This window comes from Thermohalobacter berrensis (assembly GCF_003609645.1).
In the GTDB taxonomy this organism is placed as follows: domain Bacteria; phylum Bacillota; class Clostridia; order Tissierellales; family Thermohalobacteraceae; genus Thermohalobacter; species Thermohalobacter berrensis.
The window spans coordinates 49104-67351 of sequence record NZ_MCIB01000040.1; the positions used below are offsets into that span (position 1 = coordinate 49104).

An 18248-nucleotide genomic window follows, 5' to 3' on the forward strand; every position below is an offset into this window, starting at 1 on the left:
AGTTTATGTATAGAAATACAGGGTAATAAAAATAATGTTTGAAAGTTTTGAAAAATAAAAAGGGGGTTTTATTTATGAATAATGCCAAAATGTTTTGTTTTCAATGTCAAGAGGCTTCAAGAGGAAAGGGATGTACTGTAAGAGGAGTATGTGGAAAGACAGCTGATGTAGCTAACCTTCAAGATTTACTTATCTATGTTCTAAAGGGAATTTCAATGTATAACTTAAAGGCTAAGGATAATGGTATTAATAAAGAGGATGTAGATAAGTTTGTAATGGAATCATTATTTATGACTATTACTAATGCTAACTTTGCTAGAAATGATTTTATATTAAAGGTTAAGGAAGCCTTAGATTTAAGAGATAAATTAGCTAAAGAATTAGAAGAAAAGGGAATAGATACTTCAGATATAACTCATGATGCAGCACACTGGAAAGCAACAGAAGAAGAATTTGATAAAAAGGCAGAAGAGGTAGGAGTTTTAACTACTGAAAATGAAGATGTAAGATCATTAAGGGAGCTTATTACTTACGGTGTTAAGGGAATGGCAGCATATAGTTATCACGCTGATAATTTAGGTTATAATAGTGAAGATATATTTACTTTTATGCAAAAGGCTTTAGCTGCAACTTTAGATGATTCTCTAACAGCAGACGACTTAGTTAATCTTACTCTAGAAACTGGTAAGTATGGTGTAGATGCATTAGCATTATTAGACAAAGCTAATACTTCTACTTATGGTAATCCTGAAATAACAAAGGTAAATATAGGTGTAAGAAATAGACCGGGTATATTAATTAGTGGACACGACTTAAAGGACTTAGAACAACTATTAGAACAGACAAAGGATACTGGTGTAGATGTATATACACATAGTGAAATGCTTCCAGCAAATTATTATCCAGCATTTAAAAAGTATGACCATTTCGTAGGAAACTATGGTAATGCATGGTGGAAGCAAAAAGAAGAGTTTGAAAAGTTTAATGGACCAATTCTAATGACAACTAACTGTTTAGTTCCACCAAAAGATTCTTACAAGGATAGAGTTTATGCTGCAGGTCCTGTTGGATTTGATGGAATAAAATATATTGAGGAAAAAGAAGATGGAACAAAAGACTTTTCAGAAATAATTGAGCATGCTAAAAAATGTGAACCACCAGTTGAAATTGAGAAGGGAGAAATAGTTGGTGGATTTGCACACAATCAGGTTTTAGCCCTTGCTGATAAGGTAGTAGAGGCAGTTAAATCAGGCGCTATTAAGAAGTTCTTTGTAATGGCTGGTTGTGACGGAAGAATGAAAGATAGAGAATATTACACAGAATTTGCTGAAAAACTTCCGAAGGATACAGTAATCCTTACAGCTGGATGTGCAAAATATAGATATAATAAGCTTGACTTAGGGGATATTGGAGGAATTCCAAGGGTACTAGATGCAGGTCAATGTAATGACTCATACTCATTAGCAGTAATAGCTATGAAGTTAAAAGAAGTATTTGAACTAGAAGATATAAATGACTTACCAATTGCATACAATATTGCTTGGTATGAGCAAAAAGCTGTAATAGTATTACTAGCTCTATTATATCTAGGAGTTAAAAACATACACCTAGGTCCAACGCTACCAGCATTCTTATCAGAGAATGTAGCTAAAGTTCTAGTAGAAAAGTTTGGTATAGGTGGAATAAGTGAAGCTGATAAAGATGTAGAAATGTTTATGGCAGAGTAAATAAATAGTTTATATGCTTTAAAAAGCTGATGGATTAATCCATCAGCTTTTTAATTAACTGTAAAAAACGGTTAAAATAATTCATCCTCAAGTTTATCAATATCTAATATTTTTACTGTTTTTCTATCAAAATCAATTAACCCTTCCTTTTTCATTTTAGCCAATTCCCGGGAAAGGGATGGTCTAGGTATTCCAAAGCGTTCAGCCATTTCCTTTCTAGAAAGCTTAATTTTAATAGTTTGGCTTTTTTGTTTGCTATATTCCTCTAAAAGAAAACTTGATATTTTTTCCCTTATTGTATGATATGAGAGGCTTTTTAACTTTCTGTTTAACATTAGAATTTTGTTTGATAAAAGCTCCATAAAGTTATTTAGTATATGTGTATTTGTACTGCATAATTTTAAGATTTCATGTTTATATATAAACATTATTTCCGTATTTTCCACTGCAACGATAGTTGCAGGGTATTCATTCATGTTTGAGAAAATAATTACCTCTCCAAATATACCACCTTTACTTATTCTGTTTATAGTTACTGTTTTTCCAGAGGGATAAATTTTTTGAATGTGTATACTTCCCTTTAAAACTATTCCGATACTTTTACAGTCATCTCCCTCTATTGCAATTGTTTGATTTTTTGAAAATTTATTTACTTTATAATTAATTTTTTCTATAATATCTGATATACTTTTTTCGTCTAGACCCTTAAAAAGGGAACTTTTACTCAATATTTTTTCAATATTAGGCATAAAGAACCTCCTGTAAAATATAAAATTTTAAATTTGGTTACAAAAGGTAACATAAGTTACCGACTTTTTAGTTTAATCTTATTATAATAAAATTAGAAAATCAATAAAAGGAGTGATTATGAATGAAAAGAAAAATTATTCATATAGATGAAGAAAAATGTAATGGATGCGGATTATGTGTTGATGCATGCCACGAAAGGGCAATTGAAATGGTAGATGGAAAGGCAAAGCTTGTAAAGGATGAATATTGTGATGGATTAGGAGATTGTCTTCCAGAATGTCCAACAGGGGCTATAAGTATTATTGAAAGAGAGGCAAAGCCTTTTGATGAAGAAGCTGTTAAAAGAAGAATTGAAGAATTAGAGGAAAAAGAAAAAGCCCAAAAAGAAGATAATAGATTACCTTGTGGATGTCCAGGATCAGCAGCAAAACTAATTAATAGAGATACTCAAGATAAAGAAACTAAAGAGAATGAAATAAAAGAAGATGGATATAATGAGGGCTCAGAATTAAGACAATGGCCAGTACAATTAAATCTAATTAATAGTAGAGCACCATACCTTGAAAATGCAGACTTACTTATTGCAGCAGACTGTACAGCTTATGCCTATGCTAACTTCCACAAGGATTTTATTAAGGGAAGAATAACTATTATCGGCTGTCCTAAACTAGACAATATTGAATATTACAAAGAAAAGCTAATAGATATGTTTAAAAATAACAATATAAAAAGCATAAAAGTTGTTCGTATGATGGTTCCATGTTGTAGTGGAATTGTTCATGTAGTAAAGGAAGCAATGCTAGAAGCTAAGCAAATAGTACCATATAGTGAAGTAATTATTAGTCCTGAAGGAGAAATAATTTCTTAGAATAATGGTTATAAAGTAGAATATATATGTCCATATATAAAGTGAGGTAGTTTATATGGGGAAAAAAATAAGTAATAAAGAGAGATTTGTTTTATTAATAATTTTTTCCGTTCTAGTTATAATTTATTTTATATTAGGATTATTTCAATCAGAATTTAGTCCAATATTAAAACTATTACCATTTTTAATGATTAGTATCTATATTTTGATAAAATCACAAAAATAGAAGTGGGAGAAACCCACTTCTATTTTTAGTTTTATTTTAAAATTATCCAAATTATTTTTTAAATACCTCTATTACCCTATCAAGCATACCCTTCATGTATGCTATTGCTATTCCGTAATTTGTTATAGGTACATTTTGAGATCTAGCTCTTATTATTCTTGTCATCATCTTCTTTCTGTTAAACATACAAGCACCACAATGAACTATTAGATTGTATTCTGTTAAATCCTCAGGATAATCTACTCCAGCATTAACTGTTATATCTAAATCTACACCAGTCCTCTCTCTAAGCCAGTTAGGTATCTTTTCACGGCCAATATCTCCTTTAAGAGGACGATGAGTACAAGATTCTGCAATTAAAACCTTATCTCCTGATTTTAGCTTGTCAATATGCTTTGCACCTTCTATTAAAGTATCTAGATCTCCTTTATACCTTGCCATAAGGATAGAGAAGGATGTTAAAGGTACATCTTTAGGAAGAATCTTATTAACCTTTGGGAAAACCTGAGAGTCTGTAATTACTAAATCAGGCTTTTTATTTAGTACCTTTAGTATATCCTCAAGCTCACTATCCTTTACAGTTAAGGCAAGTCCGTCATGGTCAAGTATATCCCTTATAGTTTGAACTTGAGGTAGGATTAATCTACCCTTTGGTGCTTGAATATCCTGTGGTGCCACTAGTACTACTGTATCCTTAGGCTTAATTATGTCTCCAACTATATATTTCTTTTCAAAATCCTTAGGTGCATGGATTTGGATAGCCTCTTTAAGTTTACCTATATTAATCTTATCCTTTGCACTTACTTTGACAAAAGGTATATCAAACTTATCTTCTAAAGCCTTACTATCAATATCCTTTATATCTATTTTATTTATTACACCAATTATAGGTACTTCCCTTTTCTTAAGTTCACTATACCATTCTTTTTCTAGAGAAATGTCTTCATCTACAGAGTTAAAAACCAATAGGGCAAGGTCAGTTTTATCCATTACCTCTTTAGTCTTTTTAATCCTTAGTTCACCAACTGCTCCCTCATCATCAAGACCTGCAGTATCTATAATAACTACAGGACCTATTGGTAAAAGTTCCATTGCTTTATATACTGGATCTGTTGTAGTACCTGCTACTTCAGATACTACTGCTATACTTTGCCCTGTAATTGCATTAATTAAAGTAGATTTTCCCGAGTTTCTCTTACCAAATATGGCTATGTGCATTCTATTAGCCTTTGGTGTGTTCATCATAAGTAATCTTCCTTTCGTAAGTTTTTTATTTTATATTCTTATATCCCTTTCACCTTTTTCTAACCTTTCTAAGAATTTTAAAGTTGCCTTTTTAGAAGCTTCTTTAGGGATTCTTTCTAATGCCCTTTTAATAGTTTCTTCACCTATTTCCTTTAACTCATCATCTGCATAGTCAAGTAAGAATTCTTTAAAGGTTAATAGTGCGTTTGGAAGGCAAACATTATGAATCTGACCATTTTTAGCAAGCCTCATAAACCTTTCTCCTGTTCTTCCTTCCCTATAGCAAGCAGTACAATAGCTTGGTATATAGTCTGACTTACATAAGCTTTTTAGAATTTCCATTGGGGAACGATGGTCTTCAACTTCAAATTGAGGTTTGTTATTAACTTTTTCCTTACTATATTCCTTTAGATATCCACCGACACCTGTGCAAGAACCTGCACTTATTTGTGATATTCCTAAGGATATTACCTCATCCCTAAACTCTGGAGCTTCTCTAGTAGAAAGTATCATGCCAGTGTATGGAACTGCTAATCTGATTATAGCTACTATTTTCTTGAAATCTTCATCTGATACAAGGTGTGGGAATTTATCTACATCAACCCCTAAAGCAGACCTAAGTCTAGGAACTGATATTGTATGGGGGCCTACTCCATAGGTTCTATCAAGGTGTTCTGAATGCATTAAAAGTGCTATTGTTTCATATTTGAAATCATAAAGGCCATAAAGCACTCCAAGCCCTACATCATCAATTCCACCTTGGAAGGCTCTATCCATTGCAGTTGTGTGCCAGTCGTAGTCATGCTTAGGTCCAGTTGGATGCATTTTCTCATATGTTGGTTTATGATATGTTTCTTGGAATAATATATATGTTCCAATCTCTGCTTCCTTTAATTTTTTATAATTTTCAACAGTAGTAGCTGCTATATTTACATTAATTCTTCTTATACTTCCATTATCAAACTTTAGTGAATATATGTTTTCTATACATTCTAGGATATAATCTATAGTACAGTTATTAGGATCTTCTCCCGCTTCTAGTGCCAGTCTCTTATGTCCTAGAGATTCTAATATTCTAACTTCCTCTTTTAATTCATCCATCGTAAGCTTTTTTCTTTTAAAGTCCTTATTAGAGTGTTTATATCCACAGTACTCACAGTTATTTACACAATAATTGCTTACATATAAAGGAGCAAATAGAACTATTCTTTTTCCATAAATTTTTTCTTTAATATGTCTTGCTGTTTCGAACATTTCCTCAAGTATATCTTTGTCTTGAATATTAAGTAGTACTGCAGCTTCCTTATGGGTTAACCCTTTTGCCTCCTTTGCCTTATTAAGTATATCTCTAACATAACCTTTATCTTTTGCTTTCTTTTCCCCAAACTCCATGGCTTCTAATATTTTTGAATGAACAATAAAATCTTCAGCTTTAATTTCTCTCATTATAAAAACCTCCTAATTAAAGTAATTAATAATTAAAATTTTAAACCTTAGTTAATGCTGACTTTACACTAACTTCCTTTATTCTTCCTAACTTCCCTGTCATAGCGCTTATTTCATCTGAAGTACCATCAACTATTAGTGATATAACTGATAAATTTTTTTCTTTGTAGGGTATTCCCATTCTTCCTACGATAATATGGGCATACTCATGAAGAATATCATTTACTTTATTTGCGTTTTCAATATTTTCTACTACAATTCCCACTATACCTATTCTTTTTTGCATATAATCACCCCACTAGAGTAATTTACAATTTACAGTTGATAATTAAGAAGAAGCAAAAAAGCCTTCCAAGTAAAATTGGAAGGCTTTTAGGCATACTAATTCTATAGAAAAACTAGGATATAAAAAGCACAGTAAGTCCTAGTTTTATGTATTCATACTACTCCTATTTGTCCTTCTCCTTTTACTCGGTAAAACCTCGTAATCAGGTTGGATTTGTATAAACATCCATTATACCGGAAGTGGTTTCCAGTACAACAGAGGATTGTTAAATTTAAATCAAACTTTTCATTAATAATTATATCAAACTTTTAAATGATTGTCTATTTTAATTTTATTAATATAATATGTAATAATATTACAATAATCCTAAATTAATTTTACTATATGAATAAAATACAAATTAATACATAATAATGGTATATATACAAATATACCTATTTGACATACTGTTATTATTTCTGTATAATATATATTTGTCAAACAAAAAACTTAATAAATTACGGAGAGGTGGCCGAGTCTGGCTGAAGGCGCTCGCCTGGAAAGCGGGTAGGCAGTTAACGCTGTCTCGCGGGTTCAAATCCCGCCCTCTCCGCCAGTAATAAAGTTTGCCGTGCTAGACGGGGAGGTAGCGGTGCCCTGTAACCTGCAATCCGCTATAGCAGGGTCGATGCCTGGCTGAGGCTTACTTCTGTGAGGTCTGCCCTAAGTAAGTGGTTATGACGATTGGGTCCTGCGCAATAGAATCCCATGAACCCCGTCAGGTCCGGAAGGAAGCAGCGGTAAGTGGGTACTTCTATGTGCCGCAGGGGTGCCTGGTCTGAGCTAACTGCTTAGGTAACGCTCGGAGTAGTAAGTCGATGTCAGGTGCACGGCTAAAATTTTAAAGAAACTATGGTTTTATGCCATAGTTTTTTTATTTATATATTGGTTAAAATAAATGATAAACTGTTAGGAATTAATAATAATTACATACCAATTCTTTATTGGAACTGTATTTTCTTTCTGATATAATTATTAATATATCTAAAGATAAGGTTGAAGGTGGTCAAATGGCATATCAAGCTATTTATAGAAAATTCAGACCAAAAACTTTTGATGAAGTTTTAGGACAGGAACATGTTACTACAATATTAAAAAACCAAATAACTAGTGATAATATAGCACATGCTTATCTTTTCTCTGGTACAAGGGGTACAGGGAAAACATCTACAGCTAAAGTATTTGCAAGGGCTGTAAACTGCTTAAATAATAGTGATGGTAATCCTTGTAACCAGTGTGAAGTATGTAAGGGTATACTTAATGACAGTATAATGGATATAGTTGAGATGGACGCAGCGTCAAACAATAGTGTTGATGATATAAGAGAATTGAGAGAGAAGGTAAAATATCCTCCTTCTAAAGGAAGATTTAAGGTATATATAATTGACGAGGTCCATATGCTATCAAAGGGAGCATTTAATGCCCTTTTAAAAACACTGGAAGAGCCTCCAGAACATCTTTTATTTATTCTTGCTACTACCGAGCCTCAGAGACTTCCAGCTACTATATTGTCAAGGTGTCAGAGATTTGATTTCAAGAGGATAACTATTGACAATATTGTAAAAAATATGATGGAAATATGTGATGAATTAGGGATTGAAGCAGAAGAGAGAGCCCTTCGTCTTATTGCCCGAAATTCAGATGGAGCAATGAGGGATGCATTAAGTATATTGGACCAATGTGTATCTTTTTCAGATAAGAAAATAACCTATGAATACGTTCTTTCCATATTAGGAACTGTTAATAATGACTTTATTTTCGATATTACAAATAGTATAATAGAAAAAGATTTAGATAAAACTTTACAATTAATAGATACAATAGTTGAAAATGGTAAAGATATTACTCAGTTTATAAAAGATTTGATAACACATTTTAGAAATTTAATGATAGCAAAATCATCAGATAAATTGGAAAATATAATAGATTTATCCGAGGAATTATTAGAAGAAATCAAAGAACAGGCAACAAGAATTAATTTAAGTAGTATTATAAGGACTATAAACATACTGTCTGAGGCAGAAAATAAGAGTAAATGGTCGTCACAACCTAGAATTATACTAGAGGTAGCTATTATAAAATTATTAAAACCTTCCTCAGATTTAAGTGTAGAGGGACTTATAGAGAGGATAAATCAATTAGAAGAAAAGCTAAAAGGTGGAACTATTAGTGTTGTAAAAACTAAAAAGGAAGCTAAAGTAGAAAAATCTAAAGATAACTATCAAAAGCAAACCATAAATATAGAGGAAAAAGCCAAAGAAAAAATAGAAACTAAAACTAAAAAGGATTCATCAAACAATACTTCTGGAAATATAGATATAAACAAAGTATCAAAATCTTGGCCAGATATTTTAAAAAGAATTAAAAAGGATAGGATTAGTATACATGCACTTTTAATGGAGGGTAAACCAACCAGTTTAGAAAATGGAATACTAACTATATCTTTTGATGAAGGCTTCGGTTTTCATAAAGATGCAGTAGAAAAGAAGGGAAATAGGGAATATATAGAGAAGGTAATTAGTGATTATTATGGTATTGAATTAAAGATAAAGCCTGTTATGGCTGGTGAAACAGCCCCAAGTGAAAAGGATCAAGATATAGTTAATCAGGTTATAGACATATTTGGAGAAGACATTGTTGAAATTGAAGAATAATTACAAGTGTAGTTATGTTGAATTAGAAATATAAAATTAAATTATTAGATAAATAAAGGAGGATGATTTAAATGGCAAGATTCCCAGGTATGGGAAATATGAATAAAATGATGAAACAGGTCCAAAAAATGCAAAAGAAAATGGCAGAAATGCAAAAAGAATTAGAAGAAAAAGAGGTTGAAGCAAGTGCAGGTGGTGGAGCAATTACTGTAAAGGTTAATGGTAAAAAAGAAGTATTAGATATAAACATAGATAAGGATGTTGTAGATCCAGATGATGTAGAAATGCTTCAAGATTTAATTATAGCTGCTACAAATGAGGCACTAAGAAAGGCCGAAGAAATGGTATCAAGTGAAATGCAAAAAATCACAGGAGGAATGAATATACCAGGCTTATTCTAGTGATTTAAGATATAAAACTTGTATATGAAAATCTAAAGGGATGAGTGATATGGAATATTTTGCATCACCTGTTGCCAGGCTTATAGAAGAATTTTCTAAATTGCCTGGAGTAGGTAAGAAAACAGCTCAGAGACTTGCTTTTTATGTATTAAATATGGATAAAAATGAAGCAGTAAGCCTTGCTAATGCTATAGTTAATGCTAAGGAAAAAATAAAATATTGTAATATATGTAGCAATTTAACAGATGGTGATATTTGCTATATATGTAGAGATAAAAGAAGAGACCAGACCACTATCTGTGTAGTTGAAGACCCTAGAGATATTATTGCAATGGAAAAAACTAAAGAATACAAAGGGTTATACCATGTATTACATGGAAGTATATCTCCAATGGATGGTATAGGGCCTGAAGATATAAGAATTAAGGAACTGCTTCACAGAATACAGGGTTCTGATGTAAAGGAAGTAATACTTGCTACTAACCCTACAATAGAAGGTGAAGCAACAGCAATGTACATTTCTAAGCTTTTAAAGCCTATGGGTATAAAGACTACGAGAATAGCCCATGGAATTCCAGTAGGTGGAGATTTAGAATATGCTGATGAAGTTACGTTATCAAGGGCTTTAGAAGGTAGAAGGGAAATTTAGAAATATAATTGACAATGGACAATTGGGAATTGACAATTAAAAATACAGATTGAGAAAGTAGCGCAGACTTTAGTCTGCGCTTATTTAATACTTTCTTTTAAAAAGAAATATAATATTAAAAATAATTAAATAAATAGAAATTTATAAAGGAGAATCATGTATTAAGTGGAATTCTTTTATAGTACCTTTTAAAGGAGTGGCTTTATTTCTGTTATGTGTTTCAAAAAAGTCAAAATTAACTAGAAGAAGGTGATATACATTTGAATTTTTCAACATGGATTAGTATATATATGCCATTATTTGTAGTGTTCTTTATCATTCTGCCACACCAAAATAAAATTAGAAAATATATATTATTTAAAATCAAAAGGAGAAAGGGGTTAATAACTATGAGTAATGATGTAATAAAAAAATATATAGGGAAAAAATGTAAAATAACTACAGGGTCCCTTGGTACAACAGTAGTAGGTAAAATAGTTGAAGTAAAGGAAAACTGGATTGAAGTTGAAACTAGAAAGGGTAATGAGTTGATAAATGCTGACTTTGTACAGAGCATCAAGATAAAATAGGCTTTATAAATGTATATATCCCTTTTATTAAGTGAAATTGATTATAATAAATATTCGAAGCTTGTATAAAAGAAGAAGGATTTAATTCAACCTGGTGATTTTGATATACTGAAAGATTCATTTGACGTTGTTAAATATATTGAGAATAAAGAAAATAGGGGATTTTTTGCAACTTATATTTTCCAAAAGAAGTAGACTTATACCATAATATTTAACAATGAGTTAGCATGAAATATTAACTAATAATCTTTATACTTTATTTTTTAGTGCTATATTAAAAAGAAAAGCATATATTTAGGAGAATCAATATGAATTTACAAGATATTCAACACAAGATAGACAAATTTACTAAAGAAAAAGCTATAAATTCAAGGGTTGACATTAGAATAATTGATCTGGCTTCAGAAGTTGGAGAATTATCTAAGGAAGTTCTAAAAGGAACTGATTATGGTAATAAAAAATTTGAGAAAACAAAAGAATGGAAAAGTGAACTTGGAGATGTACTATTTTCCCTTATATGTATTGCTAATGAAACTAATACTGATTTAGAAGAATGTTTAAATTCTGTACTTAACAAATATGAAGAAAGATTTAAAAATAAAGGTGATTTAGGTTCTAGCAAGTAGATAAGTTAAACTCAATACTTCAATTGAATATTCTGGAATAAATGGGAGTTAAGATAGTTTCCTATACACTAATAATATTGATTTAGGGTTGATTTAGCACTAAACAAGCCTTTATAATGAATAGCCCTTGATTTATGATAGTATTCTAATTCTGCATACTTATAATATAAATCATGTTTGTCTGCATTAGCCATCTTCATTCTAGCATAATGTTCTGAAAATGCTGCATGCTGTAGAAATTTTTCTTGATAATATCGTACATTAAGCATTTGATTATATTTCATTCTTTAAACCCCTTAATAGCTTATTTAATAACAATATATCAAATAAACCAATTGATGTTATACATTAGGGAAAATTAATAAAAATATTATTTGAAAATGTTAATTTTTTATCAAAAATCATTAAAGCCAATAACTTAAAGTTATTGGCTTTATATCTATATTAAACCAATTTTTTTATGGAAATTGTTTAAAACTCTATCTAGTTGTTGACTTACTGATATAACTTCAGGATCTAGCAAATTATTCTTATTCTTTATTAAATAATGTAATCTCCTTCGTAAACATTCCATCTTATTCATTTCATTTTTTGCCTTATTAATATCATAATCCTCCATGAAATCACCTTCCAAAGATAGATATAAGATAATTTATCAATAAAACTATAAATTCCTTATAAACACACGGAGAGTATTATATAACAATATTTTGTAAAACTCAATACTATTTTGTAAAAATAGTAGATAATTAGAAAAAAACTGATCCTTTAGTCTTCATGCAAATAGGGACGTTTTCACAAGCTCTACTTAAATTTTTAATAACTTAGAAGTATAAAAAGTTTAAAATTGTAAACAATTATGTCTAAAAAAGGGTTGGGGGTAAAATTATGTGTAAATTAGAAGATAATATTAAGGATAAATCTAACCTTATAAACATAATTTACAATATAAGAAATAAGTTCAAAACTCCTAAAAAAGATAATCATGATAATGATGATTTTTTGAAGGCCTTAGATGAAGCCCATAAAGAATGGAAAGATGCGGAAAACTATTTTAAAAATGTTACAGATAATGACTTAATAGATTATGCTATATATGAAATGAAAGCTGCAAGGAAGAAATATATATATCTTTTAAAAGAGGCTAAAAGAAAGGGAATAAAAGTATAATAAAAGAATAATGTAATATTTATGTCCAAATTCCTATATATTAAATTATAGATAGGTAATTTAATATATGGGAGAGGATTTTATGGGTATTGGTATAGAGCTTAGTGTTATTTTGGCATATGCATTTGGTCTTGTATTGTTATATTTTATTGCCTGTTTTTTATTAGTTCCATTAAAATTCTTAGTTAAATTAATTGTAAACGGGATAATAGGGGGAGTAATTTTATTATTAATAAATTTCTTTGGTAAATTTATAGGTATAGCAATAGGAATAAATCCAATAACTGCTTTAATAGTAGGTTTTTTAGGAGTGCCAGGTATAATACTCTTACTAGTTATTCAGTATATTATATAAGATTTAGAAGCTGATGGTTTAAACCATCAGCTTTTTTAACAACAAATTACATTTCCAACTTTTTCTCATACTGACAAAATGGTATAATCAAAAAATAAAGACTTCAGGGGGAAGGGAAAGTGAAAGCTTATATAAAGAAATCCCATGAAAGATGTAAAAAAATAGGATTAGATGTAAATAGAAAATATAGCAAAACTATAATTAATGGGGGAGAACTACAAAAAAGATTAGAGAAAAATAAAGACTTAATTTTAACGGCAAAGCCGATTATAAATCAACTTTATAACTTTGTTAAAGGGTCAAACTTTTTTGCTATATTAACAGATGAAGAAGGGTGTATATTGAATGTGATAGGAGATGAAAAAATTTTATCAGAGGCCTTTTCTCTTAAGATGGTTCCAGGGGCTTTTATGAATGAAGAGAATATAGGAACTAATGCAATGGCTGTTGCTTTAAAGGAAGGTATGCCTGTACAGGTATCTGGTTCGGAACACTTTATTAAGGCATATCATAGATGGACATGTTCTGCTGCACCTATAAAAAATAATGAGGGGAAAATAATTGGAACCTTAGACTTAACAGGATATAGTGAATTTGTCCATTCACATACACTTGGAATGGTTGTAGCAGCTGTTAACGCTATATCTAAAATGCTTGAAATAAAGAAATATACTGAGAAACTTGAAATGGCAAAAATATATACTGAAACTGTTGTAGATAGTATTCATGCTGGAATATTAACATCAGATTTACATGGCAATATAAAAACGGTCAATAAATACGTAACTAAGATGTTTGGATACAGCGTAGAGGAGATGAAACAAAAAAAGATATGGGAGTTATTTGATGGATGGGAAAGGGTTAAAGAAACTGTATTGTCAAATTGCAGCTTCTTAGATAATGAAGTGTTTATAAATGCTAGAAGAAATAAGCTGCAATTTAACCTTAGTGTTTATCCTATTTTAGACAATAATGATGAATTAAAGCATTTAGTATTTGTTTTTAAGGAAGTTAAAAAGGTAAGGAAGCTTGCTAATAAAATAATGGGAAGACAAGCGATTTATACCTTTGATAAGATAATTGGCAAAAATAAAGATTTTATTAAAGTAGTTGAATTTGCTAAAAAAATAGCAGATAGCAGGTCAACAATACTTATAACTGGAGAAAGTGGTACAGGAAAGGAAATATTTGCCCAGTCTATACATAACTATAGTGATAGACGGGAGGAACCCTTTGTACCTATAAACTGTGGAGCTATACCTAAAAACCTTATAGAATCAGAACTTTTTGGATATGAAGAAGGGGCTTTTACGGGAGCTAAAAAAAGAGGACATCCGGGGAAATTCGAAATAGCTGACGGTGGAACAATCTTTCTAGATGAAATTGGAGAAATGCCATTAGATATGCAGACAAGACTTTTAAGGGTTATAGAAGAAGGAACTGTAAGTAGAATTGGAAGCACTAAAGAAATAGTTGTTAATGTTAGGATAATTGCAGCAACTAACAAGGATTTATATGAGGAAGTAAAAAAAGGGAATTTTAGAAAGGATTTATTTTACAGATTAAATGTACTTCCAATTAAACTTCCAGCTTTGAGGGAAAGAAAAGACGATATTCCCCTTTTAATTGAATACTTCATAAAGAGAAAGTCTAAAAAATTAAATAAAAGGAGAATTAAAATTTCAAATGAGCATATGGAATATTTAATTAACTATGAATGGCCAGGTAATATACGGGAGTTAGAAAATTATGTTGAATTATTGATTAATACTGAAGGGATTACAGATTTTACATATAAAAACAATAGGACCATAAAGTTAGAGTTTAACAGAAAGAATATATATGAAGAGTTGACATTAGAAGAGGTTGAGAAAAGACATATAATAAATATGCTTAAAAAATATGAAGGAAATATAACAAAAACCGCGAAAGTTTTAGGTATAGGTAGAAATACATTATATAGAAAGATAAAAAAATATAAAATTGACTGTGCTAAAATGGAACACCGTTCTGTTATGGAACGTAAAATATAGAAATCTATGTTCTATTATGGAACGAATCTTTGTATTTTATTTTTTAGTAAAAAAATCAAAACTATCAAAAGTAATGAAAAAGGGCAGCCTACTAGGCTGCCCTTTTTGGTATGAATTTTGCTATTTATTATTTATATAGTTATAAAAAGAAAAAGGGGGAGTTTTATGTACGGTTATAATGGGAAACTTTTAAGAATTAATCTTAGGGAAAAAACCGTAAAAACTGAAGATTTAGATTTAGAAAAGGCAAAAAAATATATAGGTGGTAGAGGATTAGGTACTAAAATATTAATGGAAGAAGTAGATCCAAAGGTTGACCCTTTAAGTCCTGAAAATAAACTAATATTTATGACAGGACCACTTACAGGTACACCTACACCAACTGGTGGTAGATATATGGCTATTACTAAATCACCGCTAACTGGTACAGTTGCTTGCTCAAATTCTGGGGGACATTGGGGAGCAGAATTAAAATATGCAGGATATGATGGAATAGTTTTTGAGGAAAAGGCAGATTCACCTGTTTACATAAGTATTGAAAATGATACTGTTGAAGTTAAAGATGCATCTGAATTATGGGGGAAGACTGTATCAGAAACCACTGAAGCCCTTTTAGAAAAGTCACCTGAAAAATCAAAGGTTCTTACTATTGGACCAGCAGGTGAAAAACTTTCTAAGATAGCAGCTATTATGAATGATAAGGATAGAGCAGCTGGACGTTCAGGTGTAGGTGCTGTAATGGGTTCTAAAAACTTAAAGGCCATAGTAGTTAGGGGAACTAATAAGGTTAATGTATATGATAGTGATAAACTAAAGGCTGTTTTCTCTGATAGTCTTAAGAAAATAAAAGAAAATGGTGTAACCGGAGAAGGATTACCTACCTATGGAACTGCTGTATTAGTTAATATAATTAATGAAAATGGTGTGCTTCCAACAAATAACTTCCAGAAAGCACAGTTCGATAAAGCTGATGATATAAGTGGAGAGACATTAGCAGAAAAATATCTTGTTAAGAGAGAGGCTTGCCATAGATGTCCAATTGGTTGTGGAAGGTACTGCAAGGTTGATGATATAGAAGGTGGAGGGCCTGAATACGAAACACTTTGGGCATTTGGATCTGACTGTGGTGTATCAGATTTAAAATCAGTAATTAAGGCTAACTATTGGTGTAATGAGCTAGGTCTTGATACAATTTCAGCTGGTGCAACTATTGCTGCTGCAATGGAATTATATGAAAAGGGATATGTTAAGGATGATGAATTAGATGGATTATCGTTAGAATTTGGAAATGGAGAAGCAGTGGTAGAATGGACTAAGAAGATGGGAAGAAGAGAAGGCTTTGGTGATAAACTTGCAGAGGGTTCATATAGGTTAGCAGAAATGTATGGAGTACCTGAGTTATCAATGTCAGTAAAGAAACAAGAACTTCCAGCATATGACCCAAGGGGAATACAAGGACATGGGCTACAATATGCTACATCAAATAGAGGAGGATGCCATGTTAGAGGTTATATGATTTCTCCTGAAATTTTAGGAGAGCCTGAAAAATTAGATAGATTTTCATTAGAGGGTAAGACTGAATGGGCAAAAACATTCCAAGATATAACTGCAAGTATAGACTCATTAGGATTATGTCTATTTACTTCATTTGCCCTTGGGGCTGAGGATTATGGTGAATTATATAATGCAGTTTGTGGTACAGATTATACAGGAGAAACTATTTTAGAAGCCGGCGAAAGAATATGGAATCTAGAAAGAATATTTAACTTAAGGGCAGGAATAGACCCTAAAGAAGATAAATTGCCTAAGAGGTTACTAAAAGATCCTATTCCTGAAGGACCTTCTAAGGGATGGACCCATAAACTAGACGAACTACTACCTAAATATTATGAAGCAAGAGGATGGGATAAAAACGGTATTCCAACAGAAGAGAGATTAGAAAAACTAGGAATTGATGATGAAGGTTTAGCAGAGCCTGCTTGTGAATAAATAGGATAAAAAGTTAAGTTATCAACAATGGGGACTTCTTTGAAAGTCTCCTTTGTGGATAAAATTTTAATTTAGCCACAATTCCACAATTAATGTAATATAAAGGTGTTGATATGATTGGAGAAAATAGGCTGTACACCTAAATTTTTTAAAACAAGATATATTAAGAAAATTTATTTAGAACTTACAGATAGATGTAACCTTAACTGTACGATTTGTTATAGACGAAATTGGAAAGATGGTTTTTCGGATATGTCTAAAGATACCTTTAATAAATTTTTAAAGGATATTAAGGATATTAATGGGCTAGAAGAAATTGTTTTAGGTGGTATAGGTGAACCTACTATTTATGAGGAAATTTTAGAAGTACTTACTAGATTAAAAGAATATAATCTTAATATAACAACCAATGGAACGTTGCTTACAAACTCTTTAGTAGAAAAGATTGTTGATACAGTAAAAAAAGTAACAATATCTGTTGATGGTGTAGGCAAACAATTTGAAGATATAAGAGGGACAAATCTACGGATTATTTTAGAAGGAATTAAAAGAATCCAAGAGTTAAAAAATAGGAGGGGTTCTTCCTATCCAAATATCCAACTTCAGTTTGTTTCTTCATCTGAAAACGTAAGTAACATATTTAAGGTAATGGATTTAGCAAAGGAAATAGGATGCTTTAATATAATTGTATCCCATTTACTTCCTCAAACAGAAGAAAATAAAGATACTATACTTTACACTATAGATAGAAATGATAAGCTAAAAAATTTATGGAATAAGATAAGAAATTATTCTTTTAGAAAGGGAATTAAAATATATCTACCTAATGTAGAGCTAAAAACTGAAAGGAACTGTGATTTTATTAGAGATGTTACTACCTATATTACAGCAAAGGGTGAAGTAGTTCCTTGTTATAGATTTTCCCATGATTCTAAGGAGTATGTTTTTGGAAGGGAGAAAAATGTTAAAAAGCATAGTTTTGGCAATATCATGGATAAAAGCATTCTAGATATATGGAACTCAAAAGAATACAGAGAGTTTAGATATTATGTATACACTAACCAATTCCCTTCATGTCCAGATTGCGATTTAGTAGAAGGATGTGAATATCAAAAAGATACTTTAGAAGATTGCTATGGGTTAAGTCCAAGTTGTGGAGATTGTATGTGGGCAAGGAGATTTGTAAAATGTCCATAGATTTTTAAGGAGGTGGGT

The 18248-nt window shown here is 30.9% G+C and carries 18 protein-coding genes, 1 tRNA gene and 1 other RNA gene; 14 read left to right on the plus strand and 6 right to left on the minus strand.

Annotation, left to right across the window (positions count from 1 at the left end):
- Positions 1-74: 74 nt before the first annotated feature.
- Positions 75-1727 carry a hydroxylamine reductase gene (hcp, locus tag BET03_RS13200; protein WP_243096952.1) on the plus strand — a complete coding sequence of 551 codons (1653 nt, stop codon included), beginning with the start codon at positions 75-77 and terminating at the stop codon, positions 1725-1727.
- 71 nt (positions 1728-1798) lie between these two features.
- Here hcp and BET03_RS13205 read toward each other — a convergent pair whose 3' ends face one another.
- A complete protein-coding gene (locus BET03_RS13205) occupies positions 1799-2476 on the minus strand; it encodes a Crp/Fnr family transcriptional regulator (protein ID WP_120170765.1) in 678 nt (225 codons plus the stop codon).
- Between the two features lie 122 nt (positions 2477-2598).
- Between BET03_RS13205 and BET03_RS13210 the strand changes: the two genes are divergently transcribed.
- Complete coding sequence (locus BET03_RS13210; protein WP_120170766.1) at positions 2599-3345, plus strand: ATP-binding protein; 747 nt, start codon at positions 2599-2601, stop codon at positions 3343-3345.
- Positions 3346-3622: 277 nt separating this feature from the next.
- Here the strand turns inward: BET03_RS13210 and hydF are convergent, their stop codons facing one another.
- Genes hydF through BET03_RS13225 form a run of 3 tightly spaced genes read right to left on the minus strand, consistent with a single transcriptional unit; the run spans position 3623 to position 6548 of the window.
- On the minus strand, positions 3623-4816 hold the full coding sequence (gene hydF / locus BET03_RS13215) for a [FeFe] hydrogenase H-cluster maturation GTPase HydF (RefSeq protein WP_120170767.1): 1194 nt from the start codon (positions 4814-4816) through the stop codon (positions 3623-3625).
- Between the two features lie 30 nt (positions 4817-4846).
- Entirely contained in the window at positions 4847-6262 is a 1416-nt protein-coding gene (gene hydG, locus BET03_RS13220; protein WP_120170768.1) for a [FeFe] hydrogenase H-cluster radical SAM maturase HydG, read from the minus strand.
- A 40-nt stretch (positions 6263-6302) separates the two neighbouring features.
- A complete protein-coding gene (locus BET03_RS13225; RefSeq protein ID WP_120170769.1) occupies positions 6303-6548 on the minus strand; it encodes a TM1266 family iron-only hydrogenase system putative regulator in 246 nt (81 codons plus the stop codon).
- A gap of 501 nt (positions 6549-7049) precedes the next feature.
- On the opposite strand from BET03_RS13225, the gene BET03_RS13230 reads away from it, so the two are divergent.
- From BET03_RS13230 to BET03_RS13260, 7 genes are all read left to right on the plus strand, one after another.
- Positions 7050-7143, plus strand: a tRNA-Ser gene (locus tag BET03_RS13230).
- A gap of 13 nt (positions 7144-7156) precedes the next feature.
- Positions 7157-7420, plus strand: an RNA gene (gene ffs / locus BET03_RS13235) — signal recognition particle sRNA large type.
- Between the two features lie 111 nt (positions 7421-7531).
- Positions 7532-9241 carry a DNA polymerase III subunit gamma/tau gene (dnaX, locus tag BET03_RS13240; protein ID WP_243096953.1) on the plus strand — a complete coding sequence of 570 codons (1710 nt, stop codon included), beginning with the start codon at positions 7532-7534 and terminating at the stop codon, positions 9239-9241.
- Positions 9242-9312: 71 nt separating this feature from the next.
- Positions 9313-9642 carry a YbaB/EbfC family nucleoid-associated protein gene (locus tag BET03_RS13245; protein WP_120170771.1) on the plus strand — a complete coding sequence of 110 codons (330 nt, stop codon included), beginning with the start codon at positions 9313-9315 and terminating at the stop codon, positions 9640-9642.
- Between the two features lie 49 nt (positions 9643-9691).
- Positions 9692-10291 (plus strand): recombination mediator RecR, encoded by a 600-nt coding sequence (gene recR, locus BET03_RS13250; RefSeq protein ID WP_120170772.1) that lies wholly within the window; start codon positions 9692-9694, stop codon positions 10289-10291.
- A gap of 389 nt (positions 10292-10680) precedes the next feature.
- Positions 10681-10860: a DUF6897 domain-containing protein gene (locus BET03_RS13255; protein ID WP_120170773.1), complete on the plus strand. Its 180-nt coding sequence runs from the start codon at positions 10681-10683 to the stop codon at positions 10858-10860.
- A gap of 308 nt (positions 10861-11168) precedes the next feature.
- Positions 11169-11486: a MazG nucleotide pyrophosphohydrolase domain-containing protein gene (locus BET03_RS13260; protein WP_120170774.1), complete on the plus strand. Its 318-nt coding sequence runs from the start codon at positions 11169-11171 to the stop codon at positions 11484-11486.
- A 68-nt stretch (positions 11487-11554) separates the two neighbouring features.
- On the opposite strand, the gene BET03_RS13265 is transcribed toward BET03_RS13260, so the two are convergent.
- Together BET03_RS13265 and BET03_RS13270 are read right to left on the minus strand one after the other, a co-directional pair.
- A complete protein-coding gene (locus BET03_RS13265; protein WP_120170775.1) occupies positions 11555-11770 on the minus strand; it encodes a hypothetical protein in 216 nt (71 codons plus the stop codon).
- 155 nt (positions 11771-11925) lie between these two features.
- Positions 11926-12105, minus strand: a complete 180-nt coding sequence (locus BET03_RS13270) for an aspartyl-phosphate phosphatase Spo0E family protein (protein ID WP_243096954.1) — start codon at positions 12103-12105, stop codon at positions 11926-11928.
- A 269-nt stretch (positions 12106-12374) separates the two neighbouring features.
- Between BET03_RS13270 and BET03_RS13275 the strand changes: the two genes are divergently transcribed.
- The 5 genes from BET03_RS13275 (at position 12375) to BET03_RS13295 (ending at position 18230) form a co-directional block, all read left to right on the plus strand.
- Positions 12375-12656, plus strand: coding sequence for a YaaL family protein (locus BET03_RS13275; RefSeq protein ID WP_120170776.1), 282 nt, complete (start codon positions 12375-12377; stop codon positions 12654-12656).
- An 82-nt stretch (positions 12657-12738) separates the two neighbouring features.
- A complete protein-coding gene (locus tag BET03_RS13280; RefSeq protein ID WP_120170777.1) occupies positions 12739-13011 on the plus strand; it encodes a pro-sigmaK processing inhibitor BofA family protein in 273 nt (90 codons plus the stop codon).
- A 119-nt stretch (positions 13012-13130) separates the two neighbouring features.
- Positions 13131-15044: a sigma-54-dependent Fis family transcriptional regulator gene (locus BET03_RS13285; protein ID WP_120170778.1), complete on the plus strand. Its 1914-nt coding sequence runs from the start codon at positions 13131-13133 to the stop codon at positions 15042-15044.
- 165 nt (positions 15045-15209) lie between these two features.
- Positions 15210-17033 (plus strand): aldehyde ferredoxin oxidoreductase family protein, encoded by a 1824-nt coding sequence (locus BET03_RS13290; RefSeq protein WP_120170779.1) that lies wholly within the window; start codon positions 15210-15212, stop codon positions 17031-17033.
- A 117-nt stretch (positions 17034-17150) separates the two neighbouring features.
- Positions 17151-18230 carry a tungsten cofactor oxidoreductase radical SAM maturase gene (locus tag BET03_RS13295; RefSeq protein WP_243096955.1) on the plus strand — a complete coding sequence of 360 codons (1080 nt, stop codon included), beginning with the start codon at positions 17151-17153 and terminating at the stop codon, positions 18228-18230.
- Positions 18231-18248 lie beyond the last annotated feature (18 nt).

Coding starts and splice junctions, on each gene's coding strand:
- hcp (WP_243096952.1), top strand. CDS start 75: ATGAATAATGCCAAAATGTTTTGTTTTCAATGTCAAGAGGCTTCAAGA.
- BET03_RS13225 (WP_120170769.1), bottom strand. CDS start 6,548: ATGCAAAAAAGAATAGGTATAGTGGGAATTGTAGTAGAAAATATTGAA.
- hydG (WP_120170768.1), bottom strand. CDS start 6,262: ATGAGAGAAATTAAAGCTGAAGATTTTATTGTTCATTCAAAAATATTA.
- hydF (WP_120170767.1), bottom strand. CDS start 4,816: ATGATGAACACACCAAAGGCTAATAGAATGCACATAGCCATATTTGGT.
- BET03_RS13290 (WP_120170779.1), top strand. CDS start 15,210: ATGTACGGTTATAATGGGAAACTTTTAAGAATTAATCTTAGGGAAAAA.
- BET03_RS13260 (WP_120170774.1), top strand. CDS start 11,169: ATGAATTTACAAGATATTCAACACAAGATAGACAAATTTACTAAAGAA.
- BET03_RS13280 (WP_120170777.1), top strand. CDS start 12,739: ATGGGTATTGGTATAGAGCTTAGTGTTATTTTGGCATATGCATTTGGT.
- BET03_RS13265 (WP_120170775.1), bottom strand. CDS start 11,770: ATGAAATATAATCAAATGCTTAATGTACGATATTATCAAGAAAAATTT.
- BET03_RS13270 (WP_243096954.1), bottom strand. CDS start 12,105: ATGGAGGATTATGATATTAATAAGGCAAAAAATGAAATGAATAAGATG.
- BET03_RS13205 (WP_120170765.1), bottom strand. CDS start 2,476: ATGCCTAATATTGAAAAAATATTGAGTAAAAGTTCCCTTTTTAAGGGT.
- BET03_RS13255 (WP_120170773.1), top strand. CDS start 10,681: ATGAGTAATGATGTAATAAAAAAATATATAGGGAAAAAATGTAAAATA.
- BET03_RS13245 (WP_120170771.1), top strand. CDS start 9,313: ATGGCAAGATTCCCAGGTATGGGAAATATGAATAAAATGATGAAACAG.
- BET03_RS13210 (WP_120170766.1), top strand. CDS start 2,599: ATGAAAAGAAAAATTATTCATATAGATGAAGAAAAATGTAATGGATGC.
- recR (WP_120170772.1), top strand. CDS start 9,692: ATGGAATATTTTGCATCACCTGTTGCCAGGCTTATAGAAGAATTTTCT.
- BET03_RS13275 (WP_120170776.1), top strand. CDS start 12,375: ATGTGTAAATTAGAAGATAATATTAAGGATAAATCTAACCTTATAAAC.